Raw genomic sequence first — 15,621 nt, forward strand, 5'->3', positions numbered from 1 at the left:
GTTACTCCTAGTTGGCAACGATGTTGAGCAGCTTGCCGGGCACATAGATCACCTTGCGCAGGGTCTTGCCGTCGGTGAACTTCTGTACCGCATCCTGCTCCATGGCCAGGGCCTGGACGCTGTCCTGGTCGGCGTCGGCGGCCACGGTGATCTTGGCGCGCAGCTTGCCGTTGACCTGGACCACCACCAGCTTCTCGTCCTCGACCATGGCCTTGGCGTCGGCCTTGGGGAAGTCCTGGTGCTCGATGTCGCCTTCGCCGCCCAGGGCCTGGTACATGGCGCGGGTCATGTGCGGGGCTATGGGGTGCAGCATCAGGGTCACGGCCATCAGGGCTTCCTGGAGCAGGGCACGGTCCTGGTCGCTGTCCTGGGGCGCCTTCTGCAGCTTGTTGAGCAGCTCCATGATGGCGGCGATGGCGGTGTTGAAGGTCTGGCGGCGGCCCAGGTCGTCGTCGACCTTGGCAATGGTCTTGTGCAGATCCCGGCGCAGGGCCTTCTGGTCGCCGCTGAGGGCTGCCACGTCCAGGGCCGGGGCCGGGCCCTTGGCGCTGTGGTCATGGGCCAGCTTCCACAGCCGCTTGAGGAAGCGGTTGGCGCCTTCCACGCCGCTTTCCTGCCACTCCAGGGTCAGCTCCGGCGGGGCGGCGAACATCATGAACAGGCGCACGGTGTCGGCGCCGTACTTGTCCACCATCACCTGGGGATCGATGCCGTTGTTCTTGGACTTGGACATCTTGGACATGCCGGCGTAGACCAGCTCGCGGCCTTCGTTGTCCACGGCCTTGGTGATGCGGCCCTTGTCGTCGCGCTCGACGGTGACGTCCAGGGGCGAGACCCACTCGCGGCCGCCGTTCTCATTCGTATAGTAGAAGGCGTCGGCCAGCACCATGCCCTGGCAGAGCAGACGCTTGAAGGGCTCGTCGGAGTCCACCAGGCCTTCGTCGCGCAGCAGCTTGTGGAAGAAGCGGGAGTAGAGCAGGTGCATCACCGCGTGCTCGATGCCGCCGATGTACTGATCAACGGGCAGCCAGTAGTTGGCCTTGGCCGGATCCAGCATGGCGTCGTCGCACTGGGCGCTGGTGTAGCGGGCGTAGTACCAGCTGGACTCCATGAAGGTGTCGAAGGTGTCGGTCTCGTGCTCCGCCGCCTGGCCGTTGTAGCTGGTCTGGCGCCACTGGGCGTCGGCCTTGATGGGGGAGTTGACGCCGTCCATCACCACGTCTTCGGGCAGGCGCACCGGCAGCTGGTCGGCGGGCACCGGCACGGTGCTGCCGTCTTCCAGGTTCAGCATGGGGATGGGGGCGCCCCAGTAGCGCTGGCGGCTGACGCCCCAGTCGCGCAGGCGGTAGTTGGTGGTCTTGCGGCCGCGGCCCAGGCTTTCAAGCTTGGCGGCGATGGCGTCGAAGGCGGCGTCGAAGTCCAGGCCGTCGAACTCGCCGGAGTTGACCAGCAGGCCCTTGTCGGTGAAGGCGGCCTGGTTCAGGTCGCACTCGGCCTCATCGGCGGGCTTGATCACCTGCTTGATGGCCAGACCGTATTTCTGGGCGAATTCGTAGTCGCGCTGGTCGTGGCCGGGGACGGACATGACGGCGCCGGAGCCGTAGTCCATCAGCACGAAGTTGGCCACCCATACCGGCACTTCCTCGCCGGTCAGGGGATGCACGGCCTTGAGGCCGGTGTCCATGCCCTTCTTCTCCATGGTGGCCAGCTCGGCCTCGGCGACCTTGTGGTGCTTGCACTCGTCCAGGAAGGCGGCCAGTTCGGGGCTCTTGGCGGCGGCTTCCTCGGCCAGGGGATGGCCGGCGGCGATGGCCACATAGGTGACGCCCATCAGGGTGTCGGGGCGGGTGGTGTAGACGGACAGCTGCTCGTCACGGCCGGCGACGCCGAAGTCCAGCTCGACCCCGAAGGAGCGGCCGATCCAGTGGCGCTGCATGGTCTTGACCTGCTCAGGCCAGCCTTCCAGGTCGTCCAGGTCGGCCAGCAGCTGGTCGGCATAGTCGGTGATGCGCACGAACCACTGGGGGATCTCCTTCTGCTCCACCGGGGTGTCGCAGCGCCAGCAGCAGCCGTCCACCACCTGCTCGTTGGCCAGCACGGTCTGGTCGTTGGGGCACCAGTTGACGGCGGAGGTCTTCTTGTAGACCAGGCCCTTGTCATGGAGCTTGGTGAAGAACCACTGTTCCCAGCGGTAGTAGTCGGGCTTGCAGGTGGCCAGCTCCCGGCCCCAGTCGTAGCCGAAGCCCAGGCGCTTGAGCTGGGCCTTCATGTAGTCGATGTTCTCGTAGGTCCACTTGGCCGGGGCTGTCTTGTTCTTGATGGCAGCGTTTTCCGCCGGCAGGCCGAAGGCATCCCAGCCCATGGGCTGGAGCACGTTCTTGCCCTGCATGCGCTGGTAGCGGGCGATCACGTCACCCAGGGTGTAGTTGCGCACGTGGCCCATGTGCAGCCTGCCGGACGGGTAGGGGAACATGGACAGGCAGTAGAACTTTTCCTTGCCGGCATCTTCGGTGGCGGTGAAGGTGCCGTTGGCTTCCCAGTGGCTCTGGACTTCGGGCTCGATCAGCTCCGGACGGTATTGCTCTTGCATCTTTGAATTCTGGGGGGTATGAGGATATTGATGCTAAGCATATCAAAGTGGGATCAGGGCCAACAACAGGCAAGGAGGATGCGTGCCGCTAAAAGCCTACAATCGCCTTCTGGAAGAAGTGAAACAGCGACTCAAGGACGCGCCCGTGGGGCAAAAGCTGGACGAGCTGGTGGACGAGGCCGCCGAGTTCCTCCACGCCGCCGGTGAGCTGACCAAGGACGAATGGGCCCTGGTCAAGGCCAAGCTGATGGACGACCTCAAGGCCCTCGACGAGCAGGAACAGGACTTGCCGCCCAGCGCCAAGGTGGAGGAGTTCTGGAAGTACCTGGCGGAGATGGCCGATCCTACCCAGCTGGTGTGGCGGGAGCTGGCCCGGGACTTTGCTCATCCCGAGGGCTACCAGAGCGGCGACGTGTTGGGTTTTGGCGCCCTGCGCTGCCAGAAATGCGGTTTCGTGCTGCACTTCTACCATCCCGACCGTATCCCGGACTGCCCCCAATGCGGCCACGACCGTTTCCAACGGGAACAACCATAAAAAAGCGCCCCTCGGGGCGCTTTTTTAATGGTGGCGCAGCCGCCAGGCCAGCAGCAACAGCGGCAGCAGGGTCCACAGCCAGAGGCTGCCGAAGCGGGCGTAGGGGGTCTGGCCCTCCACCAGGGGCAGCTCGTCGGTGAGCACGGCCGGCACGAAGCGGGGCAACAGCCGCCGCAGCCGGCCGTCCGGGCCTATGGTGGCGGTGACGCCGTCGTTGGTGGCCCTCAACATGGGCCGGCCCAGCTCCCTGGCCCTGACCTGGGCTATCTGCAGGTGCTGCCAGGGGCCTATGCTGTCGCCGAACCAGGCGTCGTTGGAGACCGTCATCAACAGGTCGGTGTCCGGGCCGACATTGCGCCGCCACTCGTCGCCGAAGGCCACCTCGTAGCAGATGGCCATGGCGGCCTTGAGGCCGCTCAGGTGCAGGTTGGCCTGGTCGGCCGGGCCCCGGTCGAAGTCGGACATGGGCAGGTTGAAGAAGGGCGCCAGGGGCCTGAGCAGATCGCCAAAGGGCACGAACTCGCCTATGGGCAGCAGGTGGTGCTTGTTGTAGCGGTTGGCACCGCCGTACCGGTAGTCACCATTGAGGACGATGACGCTGTTGTAGTAGCGGTTGCCGAGCTGATCGTAGTCGATGATGCCGGTGATCAGGCTGGTGCCGCGGAAGGCGGCGCTGTCGTCCAGGCGGTGCAGGAAGTCCTGCTCGAAGGGCTCGATGGAGGGCACGGCCGCCTCCGGCCAGAGCAGGATGTCGGCGTCCATGTGCGGGCGGCTGAGGTCCTGGTAGCGCAGCAGGGTCGGCCAGAGGCTGTCCGGATCCCACTTGATGCTCTGCTTGATGTTGCCCTGGACCAGGGCCACGGTGCGGCTCTGGCCGCTTTCCGATACCCAGCTCTGGGGCAGCAGGGCGCTGGCCAGGGGCAGCAGGGCCAGCATCGCCCAGCGCCAGTGGCGGCGCTGCCAGGCCAGAGCCAGGGCGCCCGTGCTAAGCAGCAGGGCCAGGCCGGCCAGGGCCTCGCCGCCGATGGGCATGAGGTTGCCGAAGGGGCTATGGAGCTGGCTGGTGCCGAGGTTGAGCCAGGGGAAGCCGGTCAGCAGCCGGCCCCGCAGCCATTCCGCCAGCAGCCAGAGCACCGGCAGGGCCAGCAGGTAGCGGGCGGCGTTGGCGACGGGGAAGTAGCGGTTGAGGCAGTAGCCGACCAGGGCCGGATAGAGGCTGAGGTAGGCGGCCAGCAGCGCCATCAGCGCCAGGCTGGCAATGAGCGGCAGGCCACCGAACTGGGCCATGGACACATGCACCCAGCTGATGCCGGTGGTGAACAGGCCCATGCCGAAGGCAAAGCCCAGAGCCGCGCCCTGGCCCGGGCTCCTGTCCTGCAGGGTGGCCAGCCACAGCGGCAGGGCCAGCAGCAGCAGCCAGGCCTGGTGATAGGGGGCAAAGGCCAGGTGGCTGAGGGCGCCGGCCAGCGCTGCCATCAGCAGGGCCGGCCAGGTCAGGGCCTTGGGGGTCATTCGCCGTTGTCTTCGTCGCCGGGCAGGGTCACCTGCAGCTGCTGCAGGCGGCGCTTGTCGGAGCGGGTCACCTTGAAGTGGAATTCACCTATGCTGACTTCCTCGCCCCGGGCCGGCAAGTGGCCGAAGGCGTGCAGCACCAGGCCGCCGACGGTATCTACTTCCTCGTCGGAGTAGCTGGTACCGAAGAAGGCATTGAAGTCGTCGATGGGGGTCAGGGCCGCCACATTGTATTTGCGGGAGGTGAGGCGGCGGATATCGTCGCCGGTTTCTTCCTCGGCGTCGTATTCGTCTTCGATCTCGCCGACGATCTCCTCGAGGATGTCCTCTATGGTGACCAGGCCGGAGACGCCGCCGAATTCGTCCACCACTATGGCCATGTGGAAGCGGCCGGAGCGGAACTCCTTGAGCAGCACGTCGACCCGCTTGGATTCGGGGACCACCACCGCCGGGCGCATCACCTGCTCGATGTCGAAGGGCTGCTCGGACTGGCCGAAGCCGAACTTGAGCAGATCCTTGGCCAGCAGTATGCCTTCCACGTGATCCTTGTCTTCGTTGATGACCGGGAAGCGGGAGTGGGCGGATTCGATGACGATGGGCAGGAATTCATCGACGCTCTGGCTCTTGTCGATGGCGACGATCTGGGAGCGGGGGATCATGATCTCCCTCACCCGCATGTCGGCCACCTCCAGTACGCCCTGGATCATCTCCCGGGTCTGGTCGTCGATCAGTTCGCGCTCTGAAGCGTTCTGGATGACCTCGGCGAGGTCTTCGCGGTTTTGCGGCTCATCGGTGAACAGCTGGCTCAGCTTTTCCAGCCAGCCCTTGGATGAGCCTTGGCTCGAGTGGGGGTTGTCGTCGCTCATTGTCCCTTAGACCAACAGTCAAACATCTTGGATACGGTAGGGATCCGGGTAACCCAGTTCCGCCAGCAGGGCTTTCTCACGGGCTTCCATCACCTCGGCATCCTCGTCCTTTATATGGTCATACCCCAGCAAATGCAAGGTGCCGTGGATGACCATATGGGCCCAGTGGGCCTGCAGGCTCTTGCCCTGCTCGGCGGCCTCGTGGGCCACCACGGGGGCGCAGATCACCAGGTCGCCCAGCAGCGGCAGTTCGATGCCGGGCGGTGCCTCGAAGGGGAAGGACAGCACATTGGTGGGCTTGTCCTTGCCGCGGTACTGGTGGTTGAGGCTACGGCTCTCTTCCTCGTCGACAAGGCGGATGGTGAGCTCCGTCTCGTCGCGGCCGCTGCCGGCCAGGGCGGCGGTGACCCAGGTCTCCAGCTGGGCCTGGTCGGGCAGGTCGCAGGCCTCGGTGGCCAGTTGCAGATCCAGGTAGAGGGTCATGCCTTGTCGTCCTTCTGTTCGGCCTTTTCGGCTTCCTTTTTGGCCTTGGCGGCGTCCCTGGCCCTGGTCTGGGATTCCTCGTGGGCCTCGTAGGCCTGGATGATCCGCGACACCACGGGGTGGCGGACCACGTCGCCGGCCTGGAAGAAGTTGAAGGACACCTCGTCCACGTCCTTGAGCACCTCGATGGCGTGGCGCAGGCCGGAGCGGACGTTGCGGGGCAGATCCACCTGGGTGATGTCACCGGTGATCACCGCCTTGGAATTGAAGCCGATGCGGGTCAGGAACATCTTCATCTGCTCGACCGTGGTGTTCTGGCTCTCGTCCAGGATCACGAAGGCGTCGTTGAGGGTGCGGCCGCGCATGTAGGCCAGGGGCGCCACTTCGATGACGTTGCGCTCGATGAGGCGCTCCACCTTCTCGAAGCCCAGCATCTCAAAGAGGGCGTCGTAGAGGGGCCTCAGGTAGGGGTCCACCTTCTGGCTGAGGTCGCCGGGCAGAAAGCCCAGCTTCTCGCCCGCTTCCACGGCGGGACGGGTCAGCAGGATGCGGCGGATCTCCTGGCGCTCCAGGGCGTCCACGGCGCAGGCCACCGCCAGGTAGGTCTTGCCGGTGCCGGCCGGGCCCACCCCGAAGCTGATGTCGTGGTGGAAGATGTTGTGGATGTACTGGCCCTGGTTGGGGGTGCGGGGCTTGATGACGCCGCGCTTGGTCTTGACGAAGATCTCCTTGCCCAGGCTGTGGTGATCGCCTTCCTGGTCCAGCACCTTGAGCTCCTGGATGGCCAGGTGCACCTGCTCCGGATCCAGATCCGGGGCCTGGCCCTTGACCGGCGCCGTCTCCACGTACAGGGACTTGAGCAGCTCGGTGACCGCCTTGGTCACCAGGGGCTTGCCGAGGACCTGGAACAGGTTGTCCCTGTAGTTGATCTCCACGCCCAGGCGGCGCTCGATCTGCTTGAGGTTGTCGTCGAAGGGGCCACAGAGCGCGGCCAGCCTGTCCAGGTCGGCCGGCTCCAGGTGGACTTGGGTGGTGATCAGTTGGCTAGCCAAAGCGTCCTCTTAGGCTTGGGGGTTGAAGGTGGCCACGCCCAGCTCGTCGGGCTGGCTCTCGGCCTGGCGGGCGTTGACCTGGGCCATCAGCTCGGCCGGATTCACCGCCACCCGCAGGCCCATTTGTGGCTCGGTACGCACCACAGTGCCGCGCAGGGAGTGGGGCAGCACCTCGGTGATTTCCACGTCCACGAAGGTGCCGATCAGGCGGTGGTCGCCCTCGAAGTTGACTACCCGCATGTTCTCGGTGCGGCCGCGCAGCTCCATGGGGTTCTTCTTGGAGGGGCCTTCCACCAGGATGCGCTGCACCGTGCCGTGCATGCGGCGGCTGATCTGCATGGCCTGCTGGTTGATGCGCTCCTGCAGTATGTACAGGCGCTGCTTCTTGGTGTCTTCGCTGACGTCGTCGGGCACGTCCGCGGCCGGGGTGCCGGGGCGGGCGGAGTAGATGAAGCTGAAGCTCTGGTCGAAGGCCACATCACTGATCAGCTTCATGGTCTGCTCGAAGTCCTCGTCGGACTCGTTGGGGAAGCCGACGATGAAGTCGGAGCTGATGCAGATGTCCGGGCGGGCCTCGCGCAGGCGGCGGATCTGGGACTTGTATTCCAGGGCGGTGTGGCCCCGCTTCATCAGGGTCAGGATGCGGTCGGAGCCGCTTTGCACCGGCAGGTGCAGGAAACTGACCACCTCGGGGGTATCGCGATAGACCTCGATGATGTCGTCGGTGAACTCCACCGGGTGGCTGGTGGTGTAACGGATGCGGTCGATGCCGTCGATGGCCGCCACCAGGCGCAGCAGCTCGGCAAAGGAGCAAATCTCGCCTTCATGGGTTTCGCCGCGGTAGGCGTTGACGTTCTGGCCCAGCAGGTTGACCTCGCGCACGCCCTGCTCGGCCAGCTGGGCGATTTCATAGAGCACGTCGTCCAGGGGGCGGCTCACTTCCTCGCCGCGGGTGTAGGGCACCACGCAGAAGGAGCAGTACTTGGAGCAGCCTTCCATGATGGAGACATAGGCGGTGGGGCCTTCGGCCTTGGGCTCGGGCAGGCGGTCGAACTTTTCGATCTCCGGGAAGGAGACGTCCACTATGGGGCTCTTGTTGCCGCGCACCGAGTTGATCATCTCGGGCAGGCGATGCAGGGTCTGGGGACCGAAGACGATGTCCACGTAAGGGGCGCGTTCGCGCAGGGCGTCACCTTCCTGGGAGGCCACGCAGCCACCGACACCGATCACGAGAGCGGGATTCTTGTCCTTGAGCATTTTCCAGCGGCCCAGCTGGTGGAAGACCTTTTCCTGGGCCTTCTCGCGGATGGAGCAGGTGTTCAGCAGCAATACGTCCGCCTGTTCCGGCTCCTCTGTGACCGTCATGCCATGGGTGCTGCCCAGCAGATCCGCCATCTTGGACGAATCGTACTCGTTCATCTGGCAACCCCAGGTTTTGATGTGCAACTTCATGCCCAACTCTCGCTTACCACTACTTCGGGACGGAAAATGACCGCGTATTCTAACCCAAGTACCAGAGCCTCACCATAGCCGCTGGCGGGTGGTGATGAGGCCGCCCCAGGTGATCAGTATGGCCCCGAGCCAGAACAGTGCATCCTGGCCTTCCTGCCACAGCAGCCAGCCGAGGCCCGCGGCGTAGAGCACGCTCAGGTAGGACAGGGCGCCGATGCGCCCCGGGCTGGCCAGGGCGAAGGCGCGGGTCATCAGTATTTGGCCGAGGCCTGCCAAAAGACCCATGGCAAGCATGCCTGCCCAGGCCAGGGGCGAGCCCGGCTGCCAACCCAGGGGCAGGGGCAGGGGCAGCAGGGCGATCAGGGTGGACAGCAGGCTGAAGTAGAACACCACCTTGGTGGGGGATTCCTCCCGGGTCAGGCGGCGGATGGTGACCTTGGTCAGGGCCACCAGCACGGCGGCGGCCAGGGCAATGAGCAGCACCAGCTCCAAGCTGCCCTGCCAGGGCTTGAGAATAAGGGCGACGCCGGTGAAGCCGATGGCCATGGCCAGCCAGGACAGGCGGCTGGTGCCTTCCCCCAGCCACAACCGGGCTATCACAGGCATGAAGAAGGGCGCCACCAGCAGCACCAGCACCGCCTGGGCCAGCTTGAGGTGGGCTATGGCATAGAAGAAGGCGTACATGGCGGCAATGCCGGCAATGGCCCTCAGCAGGTGCAGCGGCAGCAGCCTGGGCCGGCCCACCTCCTGGCGGTGGCGCCAGGCCCAGGGCAGCAGCATCAAGGTGGCCAAGAGGCTTCTGAAGAACACCAGTTGCGGCTGGGAGAAGTCGTCGGCAAGCCCCTTGACCAGGGCGCTGACGGCGGCAAAGCAAAGCTCGGCCAGGGCCAGCAGCAGGGCGCCGCGGGCAACATCGGACATGAAACGGCGATTCCAATACGGCTAGGGGCCGGGAGTCTAGCATAGAAAGGGCCGCCTCTTGGCGGCCCTGCAATACTGACGTCAATACTGCTTAGAAATTGACATACCACTTTTCGTTGTCGGCCATGGCCACGTCCCTGATGGTCACGATACCCAGGCGCCCTCTCTTGCGCAGCATGGCCGCTGTCTTGTCGGCGCCGTGGATCTGGGCGAAGTCGTAGATTTCCTCGCCGTTACAGACCACCTTCTGAACCACTGTGGGGTAACGCAGTCGATACTCCTGCATGGTGCTGGACAAGCCGAGCCTGTCGTTTTGCATGGTCTCCTTGCAAACCTGCACCAAGGCGCCTTCGATATAGGGATCCATGGCGGCCTGGCTGGGTGCGGCCATCATCAACAATCCGGCAGATGCCAGGGCCGGCAGCAGGATGGTTCTCTTGTTCATGGTTTCCTCCTCACTCGGAACGAGTGGCCTTAGTTGGCACTCGATTAGACCTGTATCCCGAGCCGGTCATTTCTTGCGCAAATGTAATTATCCCTCCGAGATGTAAGCAGATGTTTCAGGTCTTGGGTCGGGAGCATTCAGGGGTACAATGGCGACCAAGCAAGACAGCGAGACAGATTGCATGGAAAGGGACATAGTGATCCTGGGTGGCGGCATGGTCGGTGCCGCCACGGCGCTGGCCTTGAGCCGGCATGGCATGAGGACGGTGCTGGTGGAGGCGAGCGCTGAGATCAGGGTCGAACCTGGCTCTGCGCTGGATCCCAGGGTCAGTGCCATCAGCCAGGGCAGCATCCGCTTCCTCAGCGAGCTGGGAGCCTGGGACCCACTCCCCAAAGCGCGTGTGCAGCCTTACCGGCGCCTGGAGGTGAGCCAGAGCCAGGGGGGCCAGTGCCAGTTCCAGGCTGCCGAGCTGGGCCTGGGACAGCTCGGCGCCTTCGTGGAGAACCGGGTGTTGCAGCAGGCCCTGTGGCAGGCCTTGCCGGACAGCGTCGAGACCCATCTTGGCAGCAGGGCCGTAGCCTTCGCTCACCATGAGGGCGGTGTCCAGCTGGAGCTGGACAGCGGTGACAAGATCACGGCCAGGCTGGCGGTGGCGGCAGAAGGGGCCAACTCCTGGTTGCGTGGCCAGGCCGGTATCGGCCTCACCGGCTGGGAATATCGCCAGCACTGCCTGCTGGTGGCCGTGAAGACAGATGGCCGTGATGCCGACACCACCTGGCAGGAATTCCAGCCCAGTGGGCCCAAGGCCTTCCTGCCGCTCTATGACAACCAGGCCGTGCTGGCCTGGTACGACAGCCCGGCGCGGATCCGTGAACTGGCGCAGATGACGCCGGCCCGGCTGGCGCAGGCCATTGCCCAGTGCTACCCAGAGCGGTTGGGAGCCGTGACGGTGATCAAGGCCGGCGCCTTCCCCCTGGTGCGGCGCCATGCCCAGCACTACCACCAAAACGGCGTGGTGCTGGTGGGGGACGCGGCCCACACCATCAATCCCCTGGCCGGCCAGGGTGTCAACCTGGGCTTCAAGGATGCGCAGGTGCTGGCCGAAGAAGTGGGCGGCGCCTTCGGCCGTGGCGAGGCCTGGTGGCAGGATGGGGGGCTGGCGCGTTACCAGCGCCGCCGCCGCCCGGATAATCTGCTGATGCAGACTGCCATGGATGCCTGCTACAAGGGTTTCTCCAACGACAGCCAGCCCTTGGCCAGGCTGCGGGGCCTGGTGTTGAGTGGCCTGGACATGGCCGAGCCCATCAAGAAGCGGGTGCTGAAATACGCCGCCGGGCTGTAACAAGAAAGCCGCCCTTGGGGCGGCTTTTTCGTACCTTCCTGTGGGGAAGGCAATAAAAAACCCGCCATAGGCGGGTTCAGGGAATAATGGCTGGAGTACCAGGATTCGAACCTGGGAATGGCGGGATCAAAACCCGCTGCCTTACCGCTTGGCGATACTCCAACGAAACTTTTGTGAGGCTTGTTGTATTAACCAGCCTTTAAATAATGGCTGGAGTACTAGGATTCGGACCTGGGCAAGGTGCCGGGGTAAAATCCCGTACTTTCAGCACTGATGTTCTGCAACGAGAACATCGAAATAATGGCTGGAGTACCAGGATTCGAACCTGGGAATGGCGGGATCAAAACCCGCTGCCTTACCGCTTGGCGATACTCCAGCAAAGATGGTGGCTACGGCGGGATTCGAACCTGCGACCCCATCATTATGAGTGATGTGCTCTAACCAGCTGAGCTACGTAGCCATGTTCTTTGAGCGGGCAATTATGGTGAAAGCAATTAGCTTCGTCAACCGCCTGCCGGCTCGACTGCTTGCCTTTTGGCCAGCATGGTGCCCGTTACTAGAACCAGCACCGGAAGTAATGGCTGGAGTACCAGGATTCGGACCTGGGCAAGGTGCCGGGAGCAAAACCCGCATCTCCAACCTGAATGCCCGTCATGACAACCGGCATTAGCGAAAATGGCTGGAGTACCAGGATTCGGACCTGGGCAAGGTGCCGGGAGCAAAACCCGTATCTCCAACCTGAATGCCCGTCATGACAACCGGCATTGACGAAAATGGCTGGAGTACCAGGATTCGAACCTGGGAATGGCGGGATCAAAACCCGCTGCCTTACCGCTTGGCGATACTCCAGCAATGGTGCGGAAGGAGAGACTTGAACTCTCACGCCTCGCGGCGCCAGAACCTAAATCTGGTGCGTCTACCAATTCCGCCACTTCCGCGTTCATGGTGGCTATGGCGGGATTCGAACCTGCGACCCCATCATTATGAGTGATGTGCTCTAACCAGCTGAGCTACATAGCCACGTCATTGAACGGCGCGAATTATGCCGAGCCCCGAGGGGAGCGTCAATAGCTAAGATTGGCGCGTCGGCGCGTTTGCCCATTGTTTAAACAAAAACGGGGCCGAAGCCCCGTTTTCCCACATTCAAGGTGCGATCAGACGTTGAAGCGGAAGTGGATCACGTCGCCGTCCTTGACGATGTAGTCCTTGCCTTCCAGGCGCCACTTGCCGGCCTCCTTGGCACCCTGTTCACCGTTGTTGGTCACGTAGTCGTCGTAGCCCACCACTTCGGCGCGGATGAAGCCCTTCTCGAAGTCGGTGTGGATCTTGCCGGCGGCCTGGGGGGCGGTATCGCCAATCTTGATGGTCCAGGCGCGCACTTCCTTGACGCCGGCGGTGAAGTAGGTCTGCAGGTTAAGCAGCTCGTAGCCGGCGCGGATCACCCGGTTCAGGCCCGGCTCATCCTGGCCCAGCTCGGCCAGGAAATCGGCCTTCTCGTCGTCGTCCAGCTCGGCGATTTCGGACTCGATGGCGGCGCAGACCGGCACCACCACGGCGCCCTCGGTGGCGGCGATGGCGCGCACTTCGTCCAGCATGGGGTTGTTGTCGAAGCCGTCTTCATTGACGTTGGCGATGTACATGGTGGGCTTGCCGGTCAGGTAGTTCTGGTAGCCCATGGCGGCCTTGTCGTCGGCGTCCAGATCCAGCATGCGCAGGGTCTTGCCGTCCTGGAGCTGGGGCAGGATCTTCTCCAGCACCGCCTGCTCGGCCTTGGCGTCCTTGTCGCCGCCCTTGGCACGCTTGGCGACCCGCTGCAGGGCGCGCTCGGCCTGTTCCATGTCGGACAGCACCAGCTCGGTGTTGATGACGTCGATATCTTCGGCCGGGCTGACCTTGCCGGCCACGTGGACGATGTTGTCGTTGTCGAAGCAACGCACCACGTGGGCGATGGCGTCGGTTTCGCGGATGTTGGCCAGGAACTTGTTGCCAAGGCCCTCACCCTTGGAGGCGCCTTCCACCAGGCCGGCGATGTCCACGAACTCCATGGTGGTGGGCAGGATGCGCTGGGGATTGACGATCTCGGCCAGCTTGTCCATGCGCAGATCCGGCACCGGTACCACGCCGGTGTTGGGCTCGATGGTACAGAAGGGGAAGTTGGCCGCTTCGATACCGGCCTTGGTCAGGGCGTTGAAGAGGGTGGACTTGCCCACGTTGGGCAGGCCGACGATACCGCATTTGAATCCCATGTCAGGCGTCCTCGGGTCTCACGCCTTGAAGGCGTGCAGACGGTTCATGGCTTTGGTCATGCCGGCATCGAAAAGCAGCTCGGTGGCGTTGAGGGCTTCGTCGATGGCGGCGTCGATTTTGTCTTGTTCGGCTTTGGGGGCCTTGCCCAGGACAAAGCCGGTCACCTTGTTGCGGTCGCCCGGATGGCCGATGCCGATGCGCAACCGGTGGAAATTCTTGTTGTTGCCCAGCTTGGCGATGGTGTCCTTGAGGCCGTTGTGGCCGCCGTGGCCGCCGCCCTGCTTGAAGCGGGCTACCCCTGGGGGCAGGTCGAGCTCGTCATGGGCCACCAGTACGCTCTCGGGAGGAATTCGGAAGAAATTCGCCATGGCGGCGATGGCCTTGCCGGACAGGTTCATGAAGGTGTTGGGCACCAGCAGACGCACGTCCTTGCCGTGGATGGTGATCCGGGCGGTGTGGCCGAAGAATTTGCTTTCCAGGGAGAGGCTTTGGTGGTGGCGACGGGCCAGGTTCTCGATGAACCAGACGCCGGCGTTATGACGGGTCGCAGAATAATCGGGGCCTGGATTACCCAGGCCCACCAGCAGTTGAATATCGCTCACGCTTTACTCAGCCGCTTCTTCACCTTCGCCTTCGGCGGCTTCGACAGCTACCTTGGAAGCGTTGATGGTCACAACGGCTTGGTCGTGGTCTTCACCCTTGGTCAGTTCGACCAGGGAAACACCGGCCGGCACCTTCAGGTCGGACAGGTGCAGGGTCTGACCTACTTCCAGGTCTGCAACGTTAACCTCGATGAACTCGGGCAGGTCCTTGGGCAGACAGGTGATTTCCACTTCGGTGGCCTGGTGAGCAACAACGTTGCCCTGCTTGGCGATCACTTCTTCGTTGATGAAGTGAACCGGAACCTTGGTGTGCAGCTTCTGGGAAGCGTCAACACGCAGGAAGTCGATGTGGGTCACCTTCGGCTTGAAGGGGTGACGCTGCATGTCCTTGACCAGAGCTTCGACCTTCTCGCCGCCGATGTTCAGGGTCAGGATGTGGGTGTAGAAACCTTCGTCTTCCTGAGCAACGATGATCTTCTTGTGATCCAGGGTCAGGGAAACGGGGTCTTTACCGGCACCGTACAGGATGGCCGGGATCTTGTCCTCGCGACGCAGGCGGCGGCTCGCACCTTTCCCCAGGTCGGTACGGATTTCAGCATCAAAAGTGTAAGACATGGTATTACTCCAAGTAGATTTGTCTGAGCCGGCTGCCCGCGACCAAGCAACCGACTACCGGCAAGCCGGGCACCAAGCCCGACAAGCGGCGCGATAGTCTAGCAAATCACCAGCGGCGGCGACAACCGCTTAAGCGGCTAGTTGCTGTGCAGGGCCAGGCGGTTGCCTTCGCTGTCGCGGATGATGGCGCGCCAGCCGAAGGGGCCCAGGGCATGCCGCTCTTCCAGCACCTTGCCGCCCAGCCGCTCCACCTGGGCGACGGCCTCGTCCAGGCGGCCGTCCACATTGAGGTAGGGCAGGGGGCCGGAGACGTTGGCGGCATGGCCGTTGTGCACCAGGCAGAAGGCCACCTCGTCGTCGCCGTGGCGCACCACACCGAGGGCGCCGCCGTCGAAGCTTTCCTTGGCCACCGGCCTGTCCAGCACCTGCTGGTAGAAGGCGATGGCCCTGTCCAGATCCTGCACCGGGATATCCATCCATACGAGGGCGTGACTCATGGTCTGACTCCTGTGTTAGTCTCGAGGCGTTACCACTATATAGATAAGGATGGCGACAGATGGGACTTTTCAGCGGCCTGATGGGCCACGGCAGCGAGGTGGACGGCGACAGGCTTGACGAGCTGTTCGGCCCGGTGCTGGTGGAGGGTGAGCAGGTGGACAAGGCCTTCCAGCTCATTCGCGACCTGTTCGTGTTCACCAACAAGCGCCTGGTGCTGGTGGACAAGCAGGGCCTGACCGGCAAGAAGATGGAGATGCTGTCCATCCCCTACGGCAAGATCACCAAGTACAGCTTCGAGACTGCCGGCCACTTCGACATGGACGCGGAGATCCGCCTCTGGGTCGGCTCCGAGCCCGAGCCCATCAAGAAGGAGATCGCCCGCGGCACCGATATCCGCGAACTGTACCAGGTGCTGTCCAGCCACCTGCTGTGAACGAAGCCACCCGCCAGTAAAAAGCCGC

15 protein-coding genes and 6 tRNA genes are annotated in these 15,621 nt (G+C 63.6%); 3 read left to right on the forward strand and 18 right to left on the reverse strand.

What is annotated here, in order from left to right; translation table 11 throughout:
* Positions 1 to 7: 7 nt before the first annotated feature.
* A complete protein-coding gene (gene leuS, locus WDB71_RS04215; protein WP_341503392.1) occupies positions 8 to 2,590 on the reverse strand; it encodes a leucine--tRNA ligase in 2,583 nt (860 codons plus the stop codon).
* An 82-nt stretch (positions 2,591 to 2,672) separates the two neighbouring features.
* Between leuS and WDB71_RS04220 the strand changes: the two genes are divergently transcribed.
* A complete protein-coding gene (locus tag WDB71_RS04220; protein WP_341503393.1) occupies positions 2,673 to 3,125 on the forward strand; it encodes a hypothetical protein in 453 nt (150 codons plus the stop codon).
* A 24-nt stretch (positions 3,126 to 3,149) separates the two neighbouring features.
* On the opposite strand, the gene lnt is transcribed toward WDB71_RS04220, so the two are convergent.
* The 7 genes from lnt to WDB71_RS04255 all read right to left on the reverse strand — a co-directional run bounded on the left by lnt (position 3,150) and on the right by WDB71_RS04255 (position 9,856).
* Positions 3,150 to 4,637 (reverse strand): apolipoprotein N-acyltransferase, encoded by a 1,488-nt coding sequence (gene lnt, locus WDB71_RS04225; protein ID WP_341503394.1) that lies wholly within the window; start codon positions 4,635 to 4,637, stop codon positions 3,150 to 3,152.
* Positions 4,634 to 5,503: a CNNM family magnesium/cobalt transport protein CorC gene (gene corC / locus WDB71_RS04230; RefSeq protein WP_341503395.1), complete on the reverse strand. Its 870-nt coding sequence runs from the start codon at positions 5,501 to 5,503 to the stop codon at positions 4,634 to 4,636. The genes lnt and corC overlap by 4 nt, the downstream gene beginning before the upstream one ends.
* 18 nt (positions 5,504 to 5,521) lie before the next feature.
* Positions 5,522 to 5,986, reverse strand: coding sequence for an rRNA maturation RNase YbeY (gene ybeY / locus WDB71_RS04235; protein WP_341503396.1), 465 nt, complete (start codon positions 5,984 to 5,986; stop codon positions 5,522 to 5,524).
* On the reverse strand, positions 5,983 to 7,038 hold the full coding sequence (locus WDB71_RS04240) for a PhoH family protein (protein ID WP_341503397.1): 1,056 nt from the start codon (positions 7,036 to 7,038) through the stop codon (positions 5,983 to 5,985). The genes ybeY and WDB71_RS04240 overlap by 4 nt, the downstream gene beginning before the upstream one ends.
* A 9-nt stretch (positions 7,039 to 7,047) precedes the next feature.
* Positions 7,048 to 8,496: a tRNA (N6-isopentenyl adenosine(37)-C2)-methylthiotransferase MiaB gene (gene miaB / locus WDB71_RS04245; RefSeq protein WP_341503398.1), complete on the reverse strand. Its 1,449-nt coding sequence runs from the start codon at positions 8,494 to 8,496 to the stop codon at positions 7,048 to 7,050.
* Positions 8,497 to 8,559: 63 nt separating this feature from the next.
* Positions 8,560 to 9,411 (reverse strand): DMT family transporter, encoded by an 852-nt coding sequence (locus WDB71_RS04250; protein WP_341503399.1) that lies wholly within the window; start codon positions 9,409 to 9,411, stop codon positions 8,560 to 8,562.
* A 91-nt stretch (positions 9,412 to 9,502) separates the two neighbouring features.
* Positions 9,503 to 9,856 carry a DUF3718 domain-containing protein gene (locus WDB71_RS04255; protein ID WP_341503400.1) on the reverse strand — a complete coding sequence of 118 codons (354 nt, stop codon included), beginning with the start codon at positions 9,854 to 9,856 and terminating at the stop codon, positions 9,503 to 9,505.
* Positions 9,857 to 10,004: 148 nt separating this feature from the next.
* On the opposite strand from WDB71_RS04255, the gene WDB71_RS04260 reads away from it, so the two are divergent.
* Positions 10,005 to 11,198 carry an FAD-dependent oxidoreductase gene (locus WDB71_RS04260; RefSeq protein WP_341503401.1) on the forward strand — a complete coding sequence of 398 codons (1,194 nt, stop codon included), beginning with the start codon at positions 10,005 to 10,007 and terminating at the stop codon, positions 11,196 to 11,198.
* Positions 11,199 to 11,285: 87 nt separating this feature from the next.
* On the opposite strand, the gene WDB71_RS04265 is transcribed toward WDB71_RS04260, so the two are convergent.
* The 10 genes from WDB71_RS04265 to WDB71_RS04310 all read right to left on the reverse strand — a co-directional run bounded on the left by WDB71_RS04265 (position 11,286) and on the right by WDB71_RS04310 (position 15,159).
* Positions 11,286 to 11,360, reverse strand: a tRNA-Gln gene (locus WDB71_RS04265).
* Positions 11,361 to 11,499: 139 nt separating this feature from the next.
* A tRNA-Gln gene (locus WDB71_RS04270) sits at positions 11,500 to 11,574 on the reverse strand.
* A gap of 7 nt (positions 11,575 to 11,581) precedes the next feature.
* Positions 11,582 to 11,658 (reverse strand) — tRNA-Met (locus WDB71_RS04275).
* Positions 11,659 to 11,972: 314 nt separating this feature from the next.
* Positions 11,973 to 12,047, reverse strand: a tRNA-Gln gene (locus WDB71_RS04280).
* A 4-nt stretch (positions 12,048 to 12,051) separates the two neighbouring features.
* Positions 12,052 to 12,136 (reverse strand) — tRNA-Leu (locus WDB71_RS04285).
* 5 nt (positions 12,137 to 12,141) lie between these two features.
* Positions 12,142 to 12,218: transfer RNA gene (locus WDB71_RS04290), tRNA-Met, on the reverse strand.
* Between the two features lie 134 nt (positions 12,219 to 12,352).
* Positions 12,353 to 13,444 (reverse strand): redox-regulated ATPase YchF, encoded by a 1,092-nt coding sequence (gene ychF / locus WDB71_RS04295; protein ID WP_341503402.1) that lies wholly within the window; start codon positions 13,442 to 13,444, stop codon positions 12,353 to 12,355.
* Positions 13,445 to 13,462: 18 nt separating this feature from the next.
* Positions 13,463 to 14,047, reverse strand: coding sequence for an aminoacyl-tRNA hydrolase (pth, locus tag WDB71_RS04300; protein WP_341503403.1), 585 nt, complete (start codon positions 14,045 to 14,047; stop codon positions 13,463 to 13,465).
* A 3-nt stretch (positions 14,048 to 14,050) separates the two neighbouring features.
* Positions 14,051 to 14,662, reverse strand: a complete 612-nt coding sequence (locus tag WDB71_RS04305; protein ID WP_341503404.1) for a 50S ribosomal protein L25/general stress protein Ctc — start codon at positions 14,660 to 14,662, stop codon at positions 14,051 to 14,053.
* Between the two features lie 137 nt (positions 14,663 to 14,799).
* Complete coding sequence (locus WDB71_RS04310; protein WP_341503405.1) at positions 14,800 to 15,159, reverse strand: VOC family protein; 360 nt, start codon at positions 15,157 to 15,159, stop codon at positions 14,800 to 14,802.
* 59 nt (positions 15,160 to 15,218) lie between these two features.
* On the opposite strand from WDB71_RS04310, the gene WDB71_RS04315 reads away from it, so the two are divergent.
* Complete coding sequence (locus WDB71_RS04315) at positions 15,219 to 15,593, forward strand: PH domain-containing protein (RefSeq protein WP_341503406.1); 375 nt, start codon at positions 15,219 to 15,221, stop codon at positions 15,591 to 15,593.
* Positions 15,594 to 15,621: the final 28 nt, after the last annotated feature.

This window comes from Gallaecimonas sp. GXIMD4217 (assembly GCF_038087665.1).
Taxonomy (GTDB): Bacteria; Pseudomonadota; Gammaproteobacteria; order Enterobacterales; family Gallaecimonadaceae; genus Gallaecimonas.

What these genes read in the sequence shown, in the direction of transcription:
- leuS (WP_341503392.1), bottom strand. Translation starts at nt 2,590, where the DNA reads ATGCAAGAGCAATACCGTCCGGAGCTGATCGAGCCCGAAGTCCAGAGC.
- WDB71_RS04305 (WP_341503404.1), bottom strand. Translation starts at nt 14,662, where the DNA reads ATGTCTTACACTTTTGATGCTGAAATCCGTACCGACCTGGGGAAAGGT.
- WDB71_RS04255 (WP_341503400.1), bottom strand. Translation starts at nt 9,856, where the DNA reads ATGAACAAGAGAACCATCCTGCTGCCGGCCCTGGCATCTGCCGGATTG.
- ychF (WP_341503402.1), bottom strand. Translation starts at nt 13,444, where the DNA reads ATGGGATTCAAATGCGGTATCGTCGGCCTGCCCAACGTGGGCAAGTCC.
- WDB71_RS04260 (WP_341503401.1), top strand. Translation starts at nt 10,005, where the DNA reads ATGGCGACCAAGCAAGACAGCGAGACAGATTGCATGGAAAGGGACATA.
- WDB71_RS04310 (WP_341503405.1), bottom strand. Translation starts at nt 15,159, where the DNA reads ATGAGTCACGCCCTCGTATGGATGGATATCCCGGTGCAGGATCTGGAC.
- WDB71_RS04315 (WP_341503406.1), top strand. Translation starts at nt 15,219, where the DNA reads ATGGGACTTTTCAGCGGCCTGATGGGCCACGGCAGCGAGGTGGACGGC.
- lnt (WP_341503394.1), bottom strand. Translation starts at nt 4,637, where the DNA reads ATGACCCCCAAGGCCCTGACCTGGCCGGCCCTGCTGATGGCAGCGCTG.
- ybeY (WP_341503396.1), bottom strand. Translation starts at nt 5,986, where the DNA reads ATGACCCTCTACCTGGATCTGCAACTGGCCACCGAGGCCTGCGACCTG.
- corC (WP_341503395.1), bottom strand. Translation starts at nt 5,503, where the DNA reads ATGAGCGACGACAACCCCCACTCGAGCCAAGGCTCATCCAAGGGCTGG.
- WDB71_RS04250 (WP_341503399.1), bottom strand. Translation starts at nt 9,411, where the DNA reads ATGTCCGATGTTGCCCGCGGCGCCCTGCTGCTGGCCCTGGCCGAGCTT.